At 69.6% G+C, this 16,025-nt stretch carries 10 protein-coding genes; 4 read left to right on the top strand and 6 right to left on the bottom strand.

All coding sequences use genetic code 11. The annotated features are described in order from the left end of the window. Positions 1-125 precede the first annotated feature (125 nt). The 3 genes from recA to DRV85_RS13650 all read left to right on the top strand — a co-directional run bounded on the left by recA (position 126) and on the right by DRV85_RS13650 (position 4,345). Positions 126-1,193, top strand: a complete 1,068-nt coding sequence (gene recA, locus DRV85_RS13660; protein ID WP_113290033.1) for a recombinase RecA — start codon at positions 126-128, stop codon at positions 1,191-1,193. A gap of 174 nt (positions 1,194-1,367) precedes the next feature. After that, positions 1,368-4,046, top strand: coding sequence for an alanine--tRNA ligase (gene alaS, locus DRV85_RS13655; RefSeq protein ID WP_113290098.1), 2,679 nt, complete (start codon positions 1,368-1,370; stop codon positions 4,044-4,046). Between the two features lie 11 nt (positions 4,047-4,057). Further along, positions 4,058-4,345, top strand: a complete 288-nt coding sequence (locus DRV85_RS13650) for a DUF1330 domain-containing protein (protein ID WP_113290032.1) — start codon at positions 4,058-4,060, stop codon at positions 4,343-4,345. Positions 4,346-4,352: 7 nt separating this feature from the next. Here DRV85_RS13650 and DRV85_RS13645 read toward each other — a convergent pair whose 3' ends face one another. After that, positions 4,353-5,048, bottom strand: a complete 696-nt coding sequence (locus tag DRV85_RS13645; protein WP_113290031.1) for a DUF6639 family protein — start codon at positions 5,046-5,048, stop codon at positions 4,353-4,355. Between the two features lie 38 nt (positions 5,049-5,086). After that, positions 5,087-6,907, bottom strand: a complete 1,821-nt coding sequence (typA, locus tag DRV85_RS13640) for a translational GTPase TypA (RefSeq protein ID WP_113290030.1) — start codon at positions 6,905-6,907, stop codon at positions 5,087-5,089. A gap of 178 nt (positions 6,908-7,085) precedes the next feature. Between typA and DRV85_RS13635 the strand changes: the two genes are divergently transcribed. Beyond that, entirely contained in the window at positions 7,086-10,181 is a 3,096-nt protein-coding gene (locus DRV85_RS13635; RefSeq protein ID WP_113290029.1) for a valine--tRNA ligase, read from the top strand. Between the two features lie 18 nt (positions 10,182-10,199). Here DRV85_RS13635 and DRV85_RS13630 read toward each other — a convergent pair whose 3' ends face one another. The 4 genes from DRV85_RS13630 to DRV85_RS13615 form a co-directional block, all read right to left on the bottom strand. After that, on the bottom strand, positions 10,200-11,741 hold the full coding sequence (locus tag DRV85_RS13630) for a Ppx/GppA family phosphatase (protein ID WP_113290028.1): 1,542 nt from the start codon (positions 11,739-11,741) through the stop codon (positions 10,200-10,202). A 50-nt stretch (positions 11,742-11,791) separates the two neighbouring features. Then, positions 11,792-13,966: an RNA degradosome polyphosphate kinase gene (locus DRV85_RS13625; protein WP_113290027.1), complete on the bottom strand. Its 2,175-nt coding sequence runs from the start codon at positions 13,964-13,966 to the stop codon at positions 11,792-11,794. Between the two features lie 104 nt (positions 13,967-14,070). Continuing rightward, a complete protein-coding gene (locus DRV85_RS13620; protein ID WP_113290097.1) occupies positions 14,071-14,739 on the bottom strand; it encodes a P-loop NTPase family protein in 669 nt (222 codons plus the stop codon). An 8-nt stretch (positions 14,740-14,747) separates the two neighbouring features. Continuing rightward, positions 14,748-15,818: an AI-2E family transporter gene (locus DRV85_RS13615; protein WP_113290026.1), complete on the bottom strand. Its 1,071-nt coding sequence runs from the start codon at positions 15,816-15,818 to the stop codon at positions 14,748-14,750. Positions 15,819-16,025: the final 207 nt, after the last annotated feature.

Genomic DNA, 16,025 nt, shown 5'->3' with positions numbered 1-16,025 from the left:
GTGACGCCGACGGAATTCGACTTGAAATGTTCACGCTTTGCCCTCATGATGCGGCAAGAACAATGCGCGAACAACACGGTGACGTTGCCGCGGCGCGCGCGGTGTGAAATAAGGCGGGAAACCTCATGGCTTCAGCAGATCTCCTTTCCATGGACAGCAAGAAAAGCGCGGACAAGCAAAAGGCGCTGGACAGCGCGCTCGCCCAGATCGAGCGCCAGTTCGGCAAGGGCTCGATCATGAAGCTCGGCGCCGACAACCCGGTGAAGGACATCGAGGCGACCTCGACCGGTTCGCTGGGTCTCGACATCGCGCTGGGCATCGGCGGGCTGCCCAAGGGCCGGATCATCGAGATCTACGGTCCCGAAAGCTCCGGCAAGACGACGCTGACGCTCCACTGCATCGCGGAAGAGCAGAAGAAGGGCGGCGTCTGCGCCTTCGTCGACGCCGAGCATGCCCTCGATCCGCTCTACGCGAAGAAGCTTGGCGTCGATCTCGACGAGCTGCTGATCAGCCAGCCCGACGCCGGCGAGCAGGCGCTCGAGATCACCGACACACTGGTGCGCTCGGGCGCGGTCAGCATGGTCGTGGTCGATTCGGTCGCGGCCCTCACGCCCAAGAGCGAGCTCGAGGGCGACATGGGCGATTCGAGCGTCGGCGTGCAGGCCCGGCTGATGAGTCAGGCGATGCGCAAGCTCACCGGCTCGATCTCCCGATCGAACTGCATGGTGGTCTTCATCAACCAGATCCGCATGAAGATCGGCGTGATGTTCGGCTCGCCCGAGACCACGACGGGCGGCAACGCGCTCAAGTTCTACTCCTCCGTCCGCCTCGACATCCGCCGCATCGGATCGATCAAGGACCGCGACGAGATCGTCGGCAACGCGACGCGCGTGAAGGTGGTGAAGAACAAGGTGGCGCCGCCCTTCAAGGAGGTCGAGTTCGACATCATGTACGGCGAGGGCATCTCCAAGACCGGCGAGCTCATCGACCTCGGCGTGAAGGCCGGCGTGGTGGAAAAGTCGGGCAGCTGGTACAGCTACGGCGACGAACGCATCGGCCAGGGCCGCGAGAACGCCAAGACCTTCCTCAAGGAAAACCCCGGGATCGCGCTCGAGATCGAGGACCGGATCCGCGCGGCGCACGGTCTCGACTTCCACGGCTCGGAGGACGGCGCGGACGTCGTGGAGGGCTGACCGGGCCCGCCACGTCGCGCGGCAGGACAGGCGAGACGAGGCCGGCCCCGGCGGCGCTTCGGCGCCGCCACGGGCATGGACAGCGCGCGCGTGCGCCGCTACATCTGCGCCACCCTGCGGTTCGACCGCCGCAGTCGCACGCCCGAACTCCCGCCGCGAGAGACCGACCGCCCGATGACGAGCCTCAGCGACATTCGCAAGACGTTCCTCGACTTCTTCGCCAGGAACGGCCACGAGATCGTGCCCTCCAGCCCGCTGGTGCCGCGCAACGACCCCACGCTCATGTTCACGAACTCGGGCATGGTCCAGTTCAAGAACCTGTTCACGGGAGTCGAGCACCGCGACTACAGCCGCGCGGCCACGGCACAGAAATGCGTCCGCGCGGGCGGCAAGCACAATGACCTCGACAACGTGGGCTACACCGCGCGGCATCACACCTTCTTCGAGATGCTGGGCAACTTCAGCTTCGGCGACTACTTCAAGGAGACTGCGATCCCGCTCGCCTGGGAGCTGATCACGAAGGAGCTCGACATCCCCAAGGACCGGCTTCTGGTGACGGTCTTCCACACCGACGACGAGGCGGCGGATCTCTGGAAGAAGGTCGCCGGCCTGCCCGACGATCGTATCCTGCGCATCGATACAGACGACAACTTCTGGATGATGGGCCCCACGGGGCCCTGCGGGCCCTGCTCGGAGATCTTCTTCGATCACGGCGAGCAGTACTGGGGCGGCCCGCCGGGCACGCCCGAGGAGGACGGCGACCGCTTCGTCGAGATCTGGAACCTCGTCTTCATGCAGTACGAGCAGTTCGAGGACGGCACGCGCCGGGAGCTCTCTGCGCAGTCGATCGACACTGGCATGGGCATCGAGCGCGTCGCGGCGCTCCTGCAGGGGACCAACGACAACTACGCGACCGACCTGATGCGGCGGCTCATCGAGGCTTCGGCCGAGTCCTCGAACACCGACCCCGACGGGCCGGGGCGCACGCATCACAGGGTGATCGCGGATCATCTGCGCTCGACCTCCTTCCTGATCGCCGACGGGGTGATGCCCTCGAACGACGGGCGCGGCTACGTGCTGCGCCGGATCATGCGGCGCGCGATGCGCCACGCGCACCAGCTGGGCATCGACGCGCCGCTGATGCACCGGCTGGTGCCCGCGCTGGTGGCAGAGATGGGCGCGGCCTATCCCGAGCTGCCGCGGGCGCAGCCGCTGATCGAGGAGACGCTGAAGCTGGAGGAGACGCGCTTTCGCAAGACGCTGGAGCGCGGGCTGCGCATGCTCGACGAAGAGATCGAGGCGCTGCCCGAGGAGGCGCCGCTGCCCGGCCGCGCGGCCTTCCGCCTCTACGACACCTACGGCTTCCCGCTCGATCTCACCCAGGACGCGCTGCGCGAGAAGGGCCGCAGCGTGGACACCGAGGGCTTCGAGGCCGCGATGGCCGAGCAGAAGGCGCAGGCGCGCGCCGCCTGGTCCGGCTCGGGAGAGGCGGCCGACGCCGCGATCTGGTACGATCTCTCCGAGACCCATGGCGCGACCGACTTCCTCGGCTACGACACCGAGACGGCCGAGGGGCAGATCGTGGCGCTCGTGCAGGACGGGCGCGAGGTCGCGCAGGCGCACCCCGGGCAGACGGTGCAGATCGTGCTCAACCAGACGCCGTTCTACGCCGAAGCCGGCGGGCAGGTCGGCGACACGGGCATGATACGCACCGACGAGGCGCTCGCCCGCGTCATCGACACCAAAAAGGCCGCGGGCGTGCACATCCACTTCGCGGAGGTCGAGGAGGGCGTGCTCCAGCCCGGAAGCTCGGCCAGGCTGGAAGTCGATCACGCCCGGCGCGCGGCGATCCGGGCCAACCATTCGGCGACGCATCTTCTGCACGAGGCGCTGCGGCAGGCGCTCGGCCCGCATGTCGCGCAGCGCGGCAGCCTCAACGCGCCCGACCGGCTGCGCTTCGATTTCAGCCACGCCAAGCCGCTCACCGAGGCGGAGGCGGAACGCGTCGAGGCCGAGGTGAATGCCTACATCCGCGCCAACGCGCCGGTCGAGACGCGGATCATGACGCCCGACGAGGCGCGCGAGATGGGCGCGCAGGCGCTCTTCGGCGAGAAATACGGCGACGAGGTGCGGGTGGTCTCGATGGGCCGGCAAAGCGGATCGGGGCGCGGCCCGCAGGGCGAGACCTATTCGATCGAGCTCTGCGGCGGCACGCATGTCGCGCGCACCGGCGAGATCGGCGAATTCGTCATGCTGGGCGACAGCGCGACCGCCGCCGGCGTGCGCCGCGTCGAGGCGCTGACCGGCGAGGCGGCGCGCGCCCATGTCGCGCGCCTGCGCAAGCTGGTGGCCGAGGCGGCCGCCGAGCTGCGCACCCAGCCCGAAGAGCTGCCGCGCCGCATCCGCGCCGAACAGGCGCGGCTACGGGAACTCGACGCGGAGGTCGCCAGGCTGCGCCGTGAACTCGCGATGGCGGGCGGCGGATCGAGCGCCGCGCCGGAGGCGCGCGAGGTGGGGGGCGTGCCGTTCCTCGCACAGGTCGTGAGCGGCGTGACCGGCAAGGATCTGCCGCCGCTCATCGACGAGATGAAGACGCGGCTGGGGTCGGGCGCGGCGCTGCTCATCGCGGACACCGACGGCAAGGCGGCGGTCGCCGCCGGGGTGACCGACGATCTGACCGGGCGGCTCTCGGCGGTCGAGATCGTGCGCGCCGCCGTGCATGAGCTGGGCGGCAAGGGCGGCGGCGGCCGGCCCGACATGGCGCAGGGCGGCGGCAAGGCGCCCGAGAACGCCGAGGCGGCGATCCGCGCGGCGGAGGCCGTCGTCGCGCAGGCAAGTGCGGAAGTCAGCTGAGGGAGGACGGGATGCCGGCGCTCTGGATCGCGCATGTGAAGGTGACGGACGAGGCGGCCTACGGCAAATACGCCGCGCTCGCGACCGAGGCGCTCAAGGCGCATGGGGGCGAGGTGCTGGCGCGGGGCGGACGCTACGTCCAGCTCGAGGGGCCGGACCGGCCGCGCAACGTCGTGGTGCGCTTCCCCTCGGTCGAGGCGGCCGAGGCCTGCTACCGGTCGGAGACCTACCAGGCGGCGCTCGCACATGCGAAGGGCGCGGCGGAGCGCGAACTGGTGATCGTCGAGACCAGCGAATAGCCCCGGCTCAGAACGCACCGAGCCCCAGCTGCGCCTCGCCCGAGATCAGGCGGCCGATGAAGGCGCAACCGTTCTCCGGGCGCGAGAAATGCACCCAGACCCAGGCCGCGAAGGTTTCCGGCGCGGCGAAGGCGATGAACTCGTTGAGCCGCGTCTCGGTGACGCGGTCGGTGCCGCGCGCCGCGGTGACGATCCGCGCGCGCTGCGCAGGGTCGAGCGACTGCATCTGCATGCTGTAGGCCACGTATTCGTGCTCCGCCGCGCAGGGCGGATCGGCGCAGACCTGTCGATCGAGCGCGGCATGGGCAAGCTCGTGCACCAGGACGCTGTCGTAGAACTCTGGTCGCGGCAAGGCCCGGAAGGCGCTGTCGGGCGCGAGCGCCCGCTCGAAGGCCTCCGGCGCGGCCAGCTGCACGCGATCGGCGCCGCACTCGTGCCCGCCGAGGCACGGGATGCCGGCGTGGGTCAGCTCCGCCACCACGTCGATGGTCATCGTGGGGGAGGTTGGAAGCCCGCAGGCGTCGAGCTGCCGGATCCCGCGCTCGGCCGCGGCGCAGAGGCGATGCGCGAGCTCCGGCGCGGCGCCCTCGACCCGCACGGCGCGGTCGGGCAGGCCGCAGTCGACCGGAGACCCGGGTTGTGCCTGGGCGGCGGCGGCTTGCGAAAGGGCGAGGGCGACAAGAAGCCCGGTGACGCGGCGCATGGGCGAGACTAGCGCGCCCGCCGCGCCACCGGCAAGCCTCAGACCGCCGCCTTGGCCGCGCGCTTGCGTTCGTGCGGATCGAGGTGGCGCTTGCGCAGCCGGATCGCGTTCGGGGTCACCTCGACCAGTTCGTCGTCGTCGATGTAGGCGATGGCCTCCTCGAGCGTCAGGCGCGTGGCCGGCGTGAGCCGCACCGCGTCGTCCGAGCCGCTCGCCCGGACGTTGGTGAGCTTCTTGCCCTTGAGCGGGTTCACCTCGAGGTCGTTCTCGCGCGAATGCTCGCCGATGATCATGCCCTCGTAGACCCGCTCCTGCGGCCCGATGAAGAGCCGCCCGCGCTCCTCGAGGTTCCAGAGCGCATAGGCCACCGCCTCGCCGTCCTCCATCGAGATCAGCACGCCCGCGCGACGCCCGGGAATGGGCCCCTTGTGCGGCGCCCAGCCGTGAAAGACGCGGTTGAGCACGCCGGTGCCGCGCGTGTCCGTCAGGAACTCGCCGTGATAGCCGATGAGCCCGCGCGCGGGCACATGCGCCACGATCCGGGTCTTGCCCGCGCCTGCGGGCCGCATCTCGACCAGGTCGCCCTTGCGCGGGCCGGTCAGCTTCTCGATCACGGCGCCGGCGTGGTCCTCGTCCACGTCGATGGTGACTTCCTCCACGGGCTCGAGCGTCTGGCCATCTTCCTCGCGCAGGAGCACCCGCGGCCGCGAGATCGACAGCTCGAAGCCCTCGCGCCGCATGTTCTCGATCAGCACGCCCATCTGCAGCTCGCCGCGGCCAGCCACCTCGAAGGCCTCGCCGCCGGGGGCGTCGGTGACGCGGATGGCCACGTTCGACTCGGCCTCTTTCATCAGCCGCTCGCGGATCACGCGGCTCTGCACCTTCTTGCCGTCGCGGCCGGCGAGCGGGCTGTCGTTGATCCCGAAGGTCACGGAGATCGTCGGCGGGTCGATGGGCTGCGCGGGAAGCGGCTCCTCGACCGCGAGCGCGCAGATCGTGTCCGAGACGGTCGCCTTCGCCATGCCGGCAAGCGTCACGATGTCGCCTGCCACGGCCTCGTCGATTTCCGTCTGCGCGAGGCCGCGGAAGGCCATGATCTTCGAGATGCGGAACTGTTCGACCTTCTGGCCCATGCGACTGATCGCCTGCACGGTGGCGCCCGTCTTCGCACGGCCCGACTCCACCCGTCCGGTCAGGATGCGCCCGAGGAAGGGATCGGCGGAAAGGGTCGTGGCCAGCATGCGGAAATCCTCGTCCGCGCGCGCCTGCTGGCGCGGGCGCGGGACGTGGTTGACGATCAGCCGGAAGAGCGCCGAGAGATCGGCGCGCGGCCCGTCGAGCTCTGCGTCCGCCCAGCCGGCCCGCCCGCTGGCGTAGAGGTGCGGGAAATCGAGCTGGTCCTCGTCGGCGCCGAGCGCGGCGAAGAGGTCGAAGACCTCGTCGAGCGCGCGGTCGGGCTCGGCGTCGGGCTTGTCCACCTTGTTGAGCACGACGATCGGCCTGAGCCCCAGCGCCAGCGCCTTGGCGGTGACGAACTTGGTCTGCGGCATCGGCCCCTCGGCCGCGTCCACCAGCAGCACGACGCCGTCCACCATGCTCAGGATCCGCTCCACCTCGCCGCCGAAATCGGCGTGGCCGGGGGTGTCCACGATGTTGATGCGCGTGCCGTGCCATTCCACGCTGGTGGCCTTGGCGAGAATGGTGATCCCGCGCTCGCGCTCGAGATCGTTGGAATCGAGCGCGCGCTCGGCGACGGCCTGATTGGCGCGGAAGGCGCCCGACTGGCCGAGCAGCGCGTCGACCAGCGTGGTCTTGCCATGGTCGACGTGCGCGATGATCGCGATGTTGCGGATGTCCATATGCGGGGGGCTCTTTCCTGAAGTCGTGTCGCAGATAGGGATGCGCGCGCCGAAAGGCCAGCCCCGATCGGATCCGGCCGGGTCGCGGGCGGCTTTTCCTCGGCCGCGCGCTCGGGTAAGGGACGGGCCGAGGCGGGGCGCGTCGCGCGCCCCTGAAGAGCACCGAGGGATTGCCGGGATGACGCTTCCGAAGAGTTTCGACGCCGCCGAGGCGGAGCCGCGCATCTACGCCGAATGGGAGGGCTCGAACGCCTTCGCCGCGGGCGCCAACGCGCAGCGCGACGAGACCTTCTCGATCGTGATCCCGCCGCCCAACGTCACCGGCAGCCTGCACATGGGCCATGCCTTCAACAACACGCTGCAGGACATCCTGATCCGCTGGCACCGGATGCGCGGCTTCGACACGCTCTGGCAGCCGGGCACGGACCATGCGGGCATCGCTACGCAGATGGTGGTCGAGCGCGAGCTGGCCAAGTCCGGGCGCAGCCGCACCGATTTCAGCCGCGAGGACTTTCTCGACCTCGTCTGGGAGCAGAAGCGCAAGTCGCGCGGGAACATCCGCAGCCAGCTTCAGCGCCTCGGCGCCTCCTGCGACTGGGCGCGCGAGGCCTTCACCATGGCCGGCGCGCCGGGCGATCCCGAGGGCGCGCCGGGCGGGCAGAACTTCCACGATGCGGTGATCCGCGTCTTTCTGGAGCTCTACGAAAAGGGGCTGATCTACCGCGGCAAGCGGCTGGTGAACTGGGATCCGCATTTCGAGACGGCGATCTCGGACCTCGAGGTCGAGAACCTCGAGGTCGACGGATTCATGTGGCACTTCAAGTATCCGCTCGCCAACGGCGAGACCTATACCTACGTCGAGCGCGACGCGGACGGCAACGTCGTGCTGGAGGAGGAACGCGACTACATCTCCATCGCCACGACGCGCCCCGAGACCATGCTGGGCGACGGCGCCGTGGCGGTGCACCCGTCGGATGCGCGCTACGCACCGATCGTCGGCAAGCTCTGCGAGATTCCCGTGGGGCCCCGCGAGCATCGCCGCCTGATCCCGATCATCACCGACGACTACCCTGACCCCGACTTCGGCTCGGGCGCGGTGAAGATCACGGGCGCGCACGACTTCAACGACTACGCGGTCGCGCGGCGCGCGGGCATCCCCTGCTACCGGCTGATGGACACCCGCGCGCGGATGCGCGACGACGGCGACGCTTACGCCGAGGCCGCGATGCGCGCGCAGGAGATCGTCTCGGGGCTGAAGCTGTCCGATGCCGAGATCGACGCGATCAACCTCGTGCCGGACGAGCTGCGCGGACTCGACCGTTTCGAGGCGCGCGAGCGGGTCGTCGAGGCGATCACCGAGGAGGGCCTCGCCGTCATGACCACCGACGAGGAGGGCAACGCGGTCCCCCTCGTCGAGCGCAAGAAGATCATGGCGCCCTACGGCGACCGCTCGAAGGTGGTGATCGAGCCGATGCTCACCGACCAGTGGTTCGTGGACGCCGAAAAGATCGTCGGCCCCGCGATCGAGGCGGTGAAGACGGGCGAGACGACGATCCTGCCCGAGTCCGATCGCAAGGTCTATTTCCACTGGCTCGAGAACATCGAGCCCTGGTGCATCTCGCGCCAGCTCTGGTGGGGCCACCGCATGCCCGTCTGGTACGGCTTCGACCTCGCGCGCGAAGGCTTCCGCGACGACGAAGGCGACGGGGCGCTCGACCCGGTCGAGGTGGGGCGGCTCCTCTCGCATCAGCATCTTCTGCGCGGGGAAGAGCGCCACCACGCCGCGCATGACTTCGAGTCGGTGCGCCGGCAGTTCGACGACGTGCTGGCCGGCCTGCCCACGCCGCTTAACCATGCCCGTGTCGTCGAGGTCGCCGACCGCGAGGCGGCGCTGCACACCATCGCCGAGAGCCTCGCGGAATACTCGGTGAGCCAGGATCCCACGCATCTGGTCTATCCCGTCTGGCAGGATCCGGACGTGATGGACACCTGGTTCTCGTCCGGGATCTGGCCGATCGGCACCCTGGGCTGGCCGGAGGACACGCCGGAGCTCAGGAAATACTTCCCCACCAGCGTGCTCATCACGGGCTTCGACATCATCTTCTTCTGGGTCGCCCGGATGATGATGATGCAATATGCCATCGTGGGCGAGCGCCCCTTCGACACGGTCTATGTCCATGCCCTCGTGCGCGACGAGCAGGGCAAGAAGATGTCGAAGTCGCTGGGCAACGTGCTCGATCCGATCGACCTGATCGACGAGTTCGGCGCCGACGCGGTGCGCTTCACCCTGGCCGTGCTCGCGGCGATGGGCCGCGACGTGAAGCTCTCCAAGGACCGCATCGCGGGCTACCGCAATTTCGGCACGAAGCTCTGGAACGCCGCGCGCTTCGCCGAGATGAACGGCGCGGTCTGCGGGCAGGACGGCGTGCCCGAGGCCACGGCGCCGGTCAATCGCTGGATCCTGGGCGAGACCGCCCGCGTGCGCGAGGAGGTGGACGCGGCGCTAGAGGCCTTCCGCTTCAACGACGCGGCCGCGGCGCTCTATGCCTTCACATGGCATCGGGTCTGCGACTGGTACGTGGAGTTCTCCAAGCCGCTCCTTCAGGGCGAGGACGAGGGGCTGAAGGCCGAAACGCAACGCGTGATGGGCTGGGTCATCGACCAGTGCCTGATCCTGCTGCACCCCTTCATGCCCTTCATCACCGAAGAGCTCTGGGACGTGCTGGCCGAGCGGCGCAAGATGCTGATTCATGCCGACTGGCCGCAGTATCAGGCCGCCGATCTCGCCGACGCGGCGGCGGACGCCGAGATGCGCTGGGTGATCGCCGTGATCGAGGAGGTGCGCAGCGTCCGCGCGCAGATGCACGTCCCCGCCGGCCAGTATGTCCCCATCCTCGCCACGGAGATCGACGCCGAAGGCCGCCGCGCCTGGGACCGCAACGCGGCGCTCATCAAGCGTCTGGCGCGCATCGACAGCCTGAGCGAGGTCGAGAGCTTCCCCAGAGGCACGGCCACGGTGGCGCTCGAGGGCACGACCCTCGGTCTGCCGCTCGAGGGGCTGATCGACGTGGCCGAAGAGAAGGCGCGGCTGGAGAAGACCCAGGCGAAGCTCGACAAGGAGATCCGGGGTCTCTCGGGCCGCCTGTCGAACCCGCAGTTCGCCGCGAACGCGCCCGAGGAGGTCGTCGAGGAGGCGCGTGAAAACCTCGCCGCCCGCGAGGACGAGCGCGCGCGCGTCGCCGAGGCGCTGTCGCGGCTGGCAGAGATCGGCTGATCCGCGCGGGTGCGGCGCTCAGACCGTCCGCACCTCGCCTTCCGCGCCGAGTGCTGCGCAGAGCGCGCGAAAGCGGGCCTCCGCCACTTCGCCGAAGAGCGGCGCGGCCGCCCCCGAGAGGCGCAGTTCGAGCGCCTTCTTCTTGGGAAACCAGCGCAGCTCGCCCGGCCGCTCGTCGTTCGACATCCAGAGCATCGCGCCGAAGCGCATCGCCTTGCCCAGCACCTCCGCCTCGGCGCGATCGGCTTCGGGCAGCAGCGAGAACAGATGCTCGAAGGGCGTGCCCTCGCGCTTGTTGCGGTAGCGGTGCAGGAGCGCGAGCCCGAGGTAGACGCGCTCGGAATGCTTGAGCCCCCCGAGGTTGGCCCGCGTCGCATTGTCGAAGCAGATCTCGGCGCGGTAGTCGGGATGCGCCCGCCAGCTCACGTCGTGCAGCAGGCAGGCCGCCTTGATGATCCGCCGCCGCGCCTCGGGCACGTTGCGAAAGAGCGGCTGCACGAAGTCGTAGAGCTTCCTGCCGAAGCCGGGCATCCGGGCGTCCTTCGCCTCGGAGAAGAGGCAGGCCTCGATCAGAGGGTCGCGGTCGCGCAGCTTCTGCGGCATCTGTTCGTAGAGCAGCCCTTCGCGGATCCCGTAGCTCGACAGCGCGATGTCCTTGGGCTGGAAGGTGCGCACGAGGCGATAGAGCACCTCCGCGGCGAGCGGCACGAGGCTCATCCGCGAAGCGGAGATGCCGCAGGCCGCGCGGAGCGTCTCGGTGTCCGTCTTCTCGATGTACTTGACCGTCTCCGCGACGGATTTCCGGCTCATCCTGTATTCGTGCAGCACGTGCAGCGGGTAGTTGCGCCGGTACATGTCGATCCGCGCGATGGCGCGCCACGAGCCGCCGACCAGAAAGAGGCGGTTGTGCTGCGGCCCCATCTCGCGGGCGAGCCGCTCCATCACCTTCCGCAGATGCGCCTGCCGCCCCTTGCGGCCCCCGGGCAGATCGACGAGCTTGAGCGGCCCGAGTTCGGAAGAGAGCCGCCGGCCCACGCGCCCCTCGGTGATCTCGGCGAGCTCCATCGAGGCGCCGCCGATGTCGCAGACCAGCCCGTAGGAGCCGGGCCAGCCCAGCAGCACGCCCTGCGCCGCGAGCCGCGCCTCCTCGCGGCCGTCAATCACCCAGAGCTTCAGCCCGGTCTCGCGCTCGACCTCGGCGCAGAATTCCGCGCCGTCGGCGGCGTCCCGGACCGCCGCGGTGGCCACCACGCTGAGCGGCGCGGCGCCCATGCCCTGTGCGAGCAGCGCGAAACGTGCCAGCGCACGCAGCGCCCGCCTGCGGCCCTCGGGGTTGAGCCGCCCGGTTTCGCCGAGGCCCGCGCCCAGGCCGCACATGATCTTTTCGTTGTAGAAATACGCCGGGCTGCGCGCGGCGCCGTCGAAGACCACCAGCCGTACGGAGTTGGAGCCCACGTCCACCACGCCCACGCGCGACAGGGCGCGTGCCTGCGCGTCGCGGAACAGCGGACGGCCGAAAGGCCCCCAGTCCCCCGGATCGTGAACGTCCAAGCCGTCCATCGCTCCCCGTCGTTCAGCCCCGCAGACCATGCGCCGGGGAACGGCCGGGGTCAATCGGCGGCGTGCGTGAGTTGCGGAACGTCAGCGGCGCCCGCCGAGCCCCGCCCCGAGAGCGAGGGGTTCTCCATGAAGAAGCGGTGGCAGCTGAATCCGGTCTCGCCTTCGGCCAGCGCGGCGCGATGAAAGCTGCCGTCAGGGGCCATCACCCAGCTCTGCGCCGTGTCGGCGAGATTGGCCGCCATGATCTGATCGACGATCTGCGCCTTCACGGTCGGGTTGCGTATGTCCACCAGCGTCTCGATCCGGCGGTTGAGGTTGCGCCCCATCCAGTCCGCGGACGAGATGTAGACCCGGGCGTTCCGCGACGGCAGGCCCGAACCGTTGCCAAAGCAGATGATCCGGGAATGCTCGAGAAAGCGGCCGACGATCGACTTCACCCGGATGGTCTCGGACAGCCCCTCGATACCGGGCCGGAGCCCGCAGATGCCGCGGATCACGCAGTCGATCCGCACGCCGGCGCGGCTCGCCTCGTAGAGCGCGTCGATCATGTCGGGCTCGATCAGCGAGTTCATCTTCAGCCAGATCTGCGCGGGCTTGCCCGCGCGGGCGAACTCGGCCTCGCGCGCGATCATCTCCAGCATCCGCGGCTTGAGCGTGTGCGGCGAGATCGCCAGGTTCTCCAGATCCTCGGGCAGGGCGTAGCCCGAGAGGTAGTTGAACACCTTGGTCGCGTCCCGCCCCAGCGCCGCATCGCAGGTGAAGAAGCTCAGGTCGGTGTAGATCTTGGCCGTGATCGGGTGGTAGTTGCCCGTGCCGTAATGCGTGTAGGTGACGAGCTTGTCGCCCTCGCGCCGGACCACGGTGCTGATCTTGGCGTGGGTCTTCCAGTCGATGAAGCCGTAGACGACATGCGCGCCCGCGCGCTCCAGCATCCGGCTCTGACGGATGTTGGCCGCCTCGTCGAAGCGCGCCTTGAGCTCGACCAGCGCGGTGACCGACTTGCCGTCCTCGGCGGCTTCGCAGAGCGCGGCGACGATCGGGCTGTCGCGCGAGGTGCGGTAGAGCGTCTGCTTGATCGCCACCACGTCCGGGTCGGCCGCGGCCTGGTTGAGAAAGCGCACCACCATGTCGAAGGTCTCGTAGGGGTGGTGCAGCAGCATGTCTTTCTGCCGGATCGCGGCGAACATGTCGCCGTCGTGGTCCTGCACGCGCTCGGGCACCCGCGGCGTGAAGGAGGGCCAGAGCAGGTCGGGCCGGCTCTCGAGGACCAGCTCCTTCAGGTCGGCAAGCCCGATGACGCCCGGAATCTCGATCACCTCTTCGGGGATCACCTCGAGCTCGCGCATGATGACCTCCTTGAGCGCGGCGGGCGCGCCGGCGGAGATCTTCATGCGCACCACCTCGCCCCGGCGGCGGCGCTTGAGCGCCACCTCGAATTCGCGCACGAGGTCTTCCGCCTCTTCCTCGACTTCCAGATCGCTGTCGCGCAGCACGCGGAAGGTGCAGTGCCCGGTCGCGCTGTAGCCGGGAAAGAGGCTGTCGAGGTGCAGCAGCAGCAGTTCCTCGAGCGGGAGGAAGCGTTTCTGTCCCGCGTCGTCGGGAAGGGCGATGAAGCGGTGAATCTGGTGCGGGATCGGCAGCAGGGCCTGCAGCGGCCAGCCGTCCTTGCGCCGCTCGAGCTGCAGCGCGAGGCTGAAGCCGGTATTGGGGATGAAGGGGAAGGGATGTGCCGGGTCGATCGCCAGCGGCGAAAGCACCGGAAACACCCGGTCGAGAAAGACCTGCCCCAGGTGCGCGCGGTCCTGCTCGGTGAGCGCGTCGCGCTCGAGGATCACGATGCCCTCGGCCTCCATCTCGGCGCGCAGCGCGGCATAGACCGCCTGCTGGCGCTCCATCAGCCGCCGGGCGTCCTCGTCGATCAGCTTGAGCTGTTCGGCGGGCGTGAGCCCGTCCGCCGCCGGCGTCGTGTTGCCGGCCTTGGCGAGCTCGCGCAGGCCCGCGACACGCACGGTGTAGAATTCGTCCAGGTTGGTCGCGGAGATCGACAGGAAGCGCAGCCGCTCGAGCAGCGGCACGCGGAGATTCTCCGCCTCCTCCAGGACTCGCCAGTTGAATCCGAGCCAGGACAGTTCCCGGTTGAAGAAGCGCCCGGGCCCCTCGATCTCTTCGGCCGGCCGCGAAACCGGGGCGGGCGGGTCGGTCTTCAGAAAGTCGGCGCTGGTCATGGCGCTCCTGTGAACGCAGTCTGTGACGCCCGGATGACGGGGGCTTTCGGCGACTATCCGGCATGGCTGGAAGCGTCGCAAGGGATTGCGCGCAGGGCGCCGGGCTAGCCGTCGCCCAGCACCTGCGCCGCCAGGGATCGCGTCAGGGGGCGCTTGGCTTCGAGCGCGGCCCGGTCGAGCCGCTCCACCGCCTCGGCCGCCGCGGCGAAGGAGCGGTCGATCCGGCGCGTGACATAGGTCAGCGTCGCGGGCCCGGGCGTGAGCTGCCGGTCGGCGAAGAGCTTGGCCAGGAGCGCGAAGAGAAGGCGGTCGTCCGGCGGCTGCACGCGCGCCAGCGTTGCCGCCTGGAGCCGGCTTTCGAGGTCGGGCAGGGCGAGGCCCCAGCGGCCGGGCGCGTCGCGCGCCGTGACCAGCAGCGCCTTGCCTTCCGCGAGCACGAGGTTGTGCAGATGGAAGAGCGCCGCCTCGGCCGCCGGATCGCCGGCGATCCGGTCGGCGTCCTCGACGGCCACCGGCGCGCGGGCGAGGGCGGGGATTTCGGCCTCGGCGAGCGCCGTCGCCTGCACGATCGTGGCCGCCGCGAGCGCCGCCCAGACATGGGCGAGATGCGTCTTTCCGGCGCCCTCGGGTCCGGTGAGCACCATCTTGCGGCCCGGCCAGCCCTGCCACCCCTCGATCGCGGCGAGCGCCGTCGCATTGGCCTCGGACACGAAGAAATCGCCGCGTCCCAGGGCCGGGCGGACCGGCAGGGCGAGGCTGAGCTGCTGCTGCATCGCGGGCTTCACTCGTCCTCGCCCGTGGCCTCCAGCCCGCGATAGAGCCGGCTGCCGCGGTATTGCTGGACCACGAAACGCGCCAGCACGCCCAGCGCCGCGGCCACCGGGACCGCGACCAGCATGCCCACGAAGCCGAAGAGCGAGCCGAAGACCGACAGCGCGAAGAGCAGCCAGACCGGGTGCAGCCCGACGGAGCTGCCCACCAGCCGCGGCGTGAGCACGTTGCCCTCGACGAGCTGGCCCACCTGGAAGATTGCCGCCACCGCCACGATCCAGAGCCAGTCGCCCCAGAACTGGAAGAGCGCGAGCCCGATGGCGAGCACGCCGCCCACGATCGCGCCCACGTAGGGGATGAAGGTCAGGATGCCGGCCACGAAGCCAACGACCAGGCCGAAGTTCAGCCCGACAAGCATCAGGGCGACCGCGTAGTAGGTGCCGAGGATCAGGCAGACGGTGCCCATGCCGCGCAGGAACCCCGACATCGAGGCGTCGATCTCGCGCGCGAGGCGGCGGATCACCGGCGCGTGGTCGCGCGGCAGCAGCGTGTCGATCTCGGCGATCATCCGGTCCCAGTCGAGCAGGAGATAGACCGCGACGACCGGAACGACGACGAAGAGCAGCACCACGTTGAGCAGCGAACCCACCGAGGCGACCACCGTGTTGAGAAGCTCGGCGCCGCGCGACTGGATGGTCGCGCCGATCTGGTCGAAGGTCTGGCGCAGCTGGCTGTCGGGCACCACGAGATCGGGAAAGCGCGCCACGACGAAGTCGCGCAGCTGCGCGACGAGCACCGGCGCGGTCTGGATCAGTTCGGTGGTCTGGCGCACCAGCGTCGGGATCACGAGCAGCGCGACCAGCACGAAGATCAGCACCGCCGCCACGGTGATGATCGCCGTCGCCGCCGCGCGGGAGAGGCCGACACGTTCGAGCCGGTCGGCCAGCGGATCGAGCAGATAGGCGATCGCGCCGCCCAGCACGAAGGGCAGGATCACGTCGCCAAGATACCACAGCACGACGAGAAAGACCGCCGCGGCGATCCCCCAATACGTCACCTGTTCCCTGACCGGCAGCGCCATCCGTTCCTCGCCAGTGCTCTCGCGGTTGTCTCGCGCGTCAGCCGCCCGCAATCAAGCGCAAAGACGGGCAGGGCGCCGGGGTGGTCGCCGGCCGCCTTCGCCCGTGCGACGCCCTGGCGCAGCGCCGGAACACGGCATCGCCGCAGGACGTTCCTGTGCTACGCTCCATCAGGAGCATGGGCGGCCATCGGACGTGGCCGCGCCGAC

The organism is Rhodosalinus halophilus, assembly GCF_003298775.1.
GTDB lineage: Bacteria > Pseudomonadota > Alphaproteobacteria > Rhodobacterales > Rhodobacteraceae > Rhodosalinus > Rhodosalinus halophilus.
Note: the sequence above shows the minus strand (reverse complement) of the source record. Positions and strands in the feature narration are given on the sequence as shown.